At 66.0% G+C, this 4,600-nt stretch carries 6 protein-coding genes; all 6 read left to right on the forward strand.

Going from position 1 to position 4,600, the window contains the following annotated elements:
- A partial coding sequence (locus D000_RS0113215; RefSeq protein ID WP_018873996.1) for an energy transducer TonB occupies window positions 1-417 on the forward strand: 417 nt, incomplete at its 5' end.
- Between the two features lie 39 nt (window positions 418-456).
- Window positions 457-1,206, forward strand: coding sequence for a MotA/TolQ/ExbB proton channel family protein (locus D000_RS0113220; RefSeq protein ID WP_018873997.1), 750 nt, complete (start codon window positions 457-459; stop codon window positions 1,204-1,206).
- Between the two features lie 3 nt (window positions 1,207-1,209).
- Window positions 1,210-1,626 carry a biopolymer transporter ExbD gene (locus D000_RS0113225; RefSeq protein WP_018873998.1) on the forward strand — a complete coding sequence of 139 codons (417 nt, stop codon included), beginning with the start codon at window positions 1,210-1,212 and terminating at the stop codon, window positions 1,624-1,626.
- Complete coding sequence (hemP, locus tag D000_RS14115) at window positions 1,623-1,796, forward strand: hemin uptake protein HemP (protein WP_018873999.1); 174 nt, start codon at window positions 1,623-1,625, stop codon at window positions 1,794-1,796. Before D000_RS0113225 ends, hemP begins: the two co-directional genes overlap by 4 nt.
- Window positions 1,797-1,898: 102 nt before the next feature.
- Complete coding sequence (locus D000_RS0113235) at window positions 1,899-4,070, forward strand: TonB-dependent receptor domain-containing protein (protein WP_018874000.1); 2,172 nt, start codon at window positions 1,899-1,901, stop codon at window positions 4,068-4,070.
- A gap of 218 nt (window positions 4,071-4,288) precedes the next feature.
- Window positions 4,289-4,477: a hypothetical protein gene (locus tag D000_RS0113240; RefSeq protein WP_018874001.1), complete on the forward strand. Its 189-nt coding sequence runs from the start codon at window positions 4,289-4,291 to the stop codon at window positions 4,475-4,477.
- Window positions 4,478-4,600: the final 123 nt, after the last annotated feature.

Consider the following 4,600-nt stretch of genomic DNA (forward strand, 5'->3'; position numbering starts at 1 on the left):
CCAGAACCGGAACCAGAACCGGAACCAGAACCGGAGCCAGAACCGGAGCCTGCGGCGTCACAGCCGGCGGACACCGCCACGCTGGAAGAGGGGCCTGCGGAGCCCGAGGCGGCGGGTGCTGAGGTTGATGAGTCCTTCGAGGAGCCGGGATTTGGCGCGGCCTATCTGAACAATCCTCAGCCGGAGTACCCGCGAGTATCGCTGCGCCGGCGCGAGGAGGGCACGGTGGTGCTGCGAGTGACGGTCGGGGCCGACGGGGTGCCGCGCGAATGGTCGGTGGAGGAAAGCAGTGGCCATTCGCGCCTGGACGACGCCGCCCGGGCGGCGATCGAGCAGTGGACGTTCGAGCCGGCGCGGCGGGGCGGACGGCCAGTGGAGGCCGAAGTCCTGGTGCCGATGGAATTTTCGATTCGATAACGAGCCCGGCGCCAGGCGCGCCCGGCCGGAGAAGGCTGCATGAACGAGTTCGACGTTTTTTACGTGTTTCGCCACGGCGACCCGCTGCTGGTCGCGGTGTTTCTGCTCCTGCTGGTGATGTCACTGGCGACCTGGGCGATTGCCGCGAGCAAGCTGTTCACGCTGCTGGGCGTGCGCCGCGACGATCGCGCCACGCTGGCCGCGTTTGATGTCAGCCAGACGGCGCCGGATTTTCGTGATGCCCTGCGCAGGCAGCGCGGCCCGCTGGCGGCGATCGGTCAGGAGGCCTTTGCCGCGTTCGCGGACTACCGCGGCGTACGCGACGGCTCGGACAAGGCCGAGCAGCGCCTGGACGATCACGTGGTCCGCCGTATCCGGCAGGCGATGGACCGCCAGTTGCTGCGTATGCAGGCGGGCAACATCATCCTGGCCTCGGTCGGGGCGCTGGCGCCCTTTGTCGGGCTGCTGGGCACGGTCTGGGGTATCCATGGCGCGCTGATCGATATCTCGCAGGAGGCCGCGGTGTCGATGGACCTGGTCGCGGGCCCGCTGGGCGAGGCGCTGGTGGCCACGGCGGCCGGTCTGGCCGCGGCGATCCCGGCGGTGGCCTTTTTCAATATCTTCAATCGGTCCCAGCGTCTGCTGCACCAGGACTTCGAGGCCTTCGCGCACGATGTACACGCGCTGCTGATGCACTCCGACCTGACCCCTGGCAACGCCCGCGCGGCGCGCGACCGGCGCACCGATCCGCATGCGCTGCCGGAAAACGGCCTGCATCAGGGAGACTGAGCCATGGCCTTCGGACGCATGGGCGACACCAACGAGCCGATGTCGGACATGAATGTGATCCCGCTGGTGGACGTGATGCTGGTGCTGCTGGTGATCTTCATCATTACCGCACCGGTGATCACCCACTCGGTGGACCTGGACCTGCCCCAGGCCACCAGCGAACCCGTCGACGAGCTTCCGGACAGCGTGACGCTGGCGCTGGACGCGAGCGGAGATCTCTACTGGAACAATGACCCGCTCGCGCTGGACCAGTTGCCGGCGCGCCTGCGGGAGACAGTCGAGCAGCAGCCCGATGTCGCGATCTATCTGCGCGCGGACCGGGACACGCGCTACGAGCGCCTGGCCCGGGTGATGGCCGAGGTGCGCCAGTCGGGCGTGAACCGCATGGCCTTCGTCTCCGAACCGGAGGCCGAGCGATGAACGCGCGCAACGGTGGCTTTGCCCCGACACCTCCGCGTTCGGCAACCGGCCCGCGCGAGGTGGCCAGCGAGGACCTGCTCGGCGCCGCACGCCAGATCCGCATCCGGCACCGGGGCGAGTGGTATACCCTGCGCCAGACCGCCAACGACAAGCTGATCCTGACCAAATAGGTCTTTTCTCAACCCGAACGCCAGCCAGCGAGAACCGAGTTCGAGCCAGCCAGCCTCCCGGCCCCGCCAAGGGGTCAACCTTCACACAAGGGAGACTGTGTCATGCTCGAAACCACCCGCAAGAACTCGCTGCTGTCCGGTATCGTCAGTGCCGCCCTCGGCTTTCCATTGGCTGTTTCGGTGACCCATGCCCACGAGGCGGTACCGGTCAGCCCGCCGGAGGAGACGCAGCGCCTGGAACCGGTGGTCGTCACCGCCGGGGGCTCCGGGCAGGATCCGGGCCAGGCGCCGGCCAGCATCTCCGTGGTGACACGCGCAGAGCTGGAGCGCCGCGAGGTCACCAGCCTTGCGGACGCACTGCGCGGGGTCGAAGGGGTGAATGTGCGCTCGCTGGATGCCCGCAGCGGCAAGACCGGCAATCAGACCGTCAGCCTGCGCGGGCTGCCCGAGGAATACACCCTGGTGCTGATCGACGGTGTGCGTCAGAACGTCTCCGGCACCGTGGCCCCGAATGCATTCACGGATGCCTCCAGCGCGTTCATTCCGCCGGTCGCGGCCATCGAACGGATCGAGGTGATTCGCGGCCCGATGTCAACCCTGTATGGCTCCGATGCGATCGGAGGCGTGGTCAACATCATTACCCGCCAGCCAGGCGACGAGTGGGAAGGCTCCGCGACGCTGGGGCACACGTTCCAGTCGAATTCCGACTTCGGCGGCTACGCCACCCTGGAAGGCTATCTTGCCGGCCCGCTGGTGGACGAACGCTTGTCCCTGCAGCTGTATACCCGTCTGTACGAGCGCTCGGCCTCCCGCATCGACATCCCCGGCACCGAACCCAGCCTGACCGACAACCGCACCATGGGGCAGAACCCGACGAGCGCGAATGTCGAGACCTTTGGCGGCCGCCTGCTGTTCACGCCCAATGCGCAGGATGAATTCTCCCTGCGGCTGGATACTACGCGACAACGCTACGACAACTCGCGCGGACAGCTCGGGCGCCTGACGGGCACGGGCGATTCACGCGAGGACTTCCTGCGCGGCTATGCGCGCGAACTCGAGTTCCAGCGCGATCAGGTGCGTCTCGGCCATCGGGGCGATTACGACTTCGGGACCTGGGAGACCACGTTGACCCGGGATCGGGTCGAGACCCTCGGGCGTACGATCAACCAGGGGGCCGTTCCGGATGCCTCGCGCGAAGGCGCACCGCGAACGCTCCGGCTGGACACCACGATCCTGGATACTCAGGTGGTCACGTATCTGGATGACCACGTGCTGACGGTCGGGGGGCAGTATCTGCGTCCGAAGCTGGAAGACGGCATCCTGCCGGATTCGCTGTCTTTCTGGCAGTACAGCCTGTTTATCGAAGACGAGTGGTTCATGACCGACCGGTTCACCCTGACCGGTGGTCTGCGTTTTGACGACAACGAGAACTTCAGCAGTCAGATCACACCGCGCTTGTACGGGGTGTTCAGTGCGACGGACACCGTCACGCTCAAGGGCGGGATTGGCCAGGGCTTTCGCGCCCCGTATATCGAGCAGATCAGCGACGGGGTGATCGGCTATGGCGACGGGGGCTCCACCCCGCTGTTCGGCAACCCGGATCTGGAGCCCGAGCGCAGCACCAACGTCGAGTTCACCGTCGCCTATGACAACCGCCAGGACCTCTCGGCCCAGGCGACCCTGTTCCGCAACGAGCTCAAGGACAAGATCGAGCGTGGCACCGGGGCCAACGAAGGCATCGACGTGAATATTGGCGAGTCGGTGGTGCGGGGGATCGAGCTCGCGACGCGCTACCGCTTGGCGCCGAACTGGGCGCTTTCGGCCAACTACACCTGGACGGACAGCGAGGTGAAACGGGGCGGGACCGCCGCCAGCAACGTCGGCGATCCGCTGGCCAGTGTGCCCGAGCACATGCTCAATGCCCGGCTGGACTGGCAGGCGACCCCGCGGGTCGAGGCCTTCGCCGAGGCCGAGTACCGTTCGAGCGCCTTCCGCCCGCGCAATTATCACGAGCCGCAGGATGGTGGCAGCGCACAGGGCGCTTTTGAAGCCCTGGGCGATTTCCACGGGTTCACGATGGTGAACGTCGGTGCCGCCTACCACATCTCCGAGAACGTCACCCTGAACGCGACGATCTACAACCTCCTCGACAAGGACTTCAAGGACTACCGGCCGTATGCCCGGGAGGACACCGGAGAAACCACCTTCAGCAATGTCTACAACAACATCTACGAGCCCCGGCGCCTGTTCGTCTCGCTGAATGCCCGCTTCTGATCCGGGCGGTTTGGGCTTCGTCCTGCAACGAACCCTGAGTGGTGCGCAGCGGGACGCCCGAAATCGGCTATTCGTCACGAAAACAGGGGTTGTTCCCGAATTCGGGTGATCGTTCGGGGTGGCTGTCAGTCCCACCCCCCGAGACCCCGGATCGGCTGCCCGCGACGAGGGCTGCTGGCCGGGACCGATGAAGGAAATCCAAGGTAAAGGAGAAGACCATGCTGAAATCCCGACTGACCACTTTCCTGCTGGCCCTGATGCTTGCGCTGGGCGGGGCCGCGCTGGCGGGCTGTGATAACCAGGGCCCGGCGGAAGAGGCCGGTGAAAACATCGATGAAGCGATGGAAGACGCCGGCGATGCGATGGACGATGCCTCCGACGAGATGGAAGAAACGTTCGACAACTAGGGAGACGCTGATTGAATCGCACGTCCGCGTTGGTGCCCCCTGTTTTCCGAGACAAGGCGCGTCGTGCAGCGGGTAGTGGTTCTACCCGCAAGCGGCGCAACGCAGGATCGGGGAACAGGGGGC

This window comes from Thioalkalivibrio sp. ALJ16, assembly GCF_000377345.1.
Classification (GTDB): Bacteria; Pseudomonadota; Gammaproteobacteria; order Ectothiorhodospirales; family Ectothiorhodospiraceae; genus Thioalkalivibrio.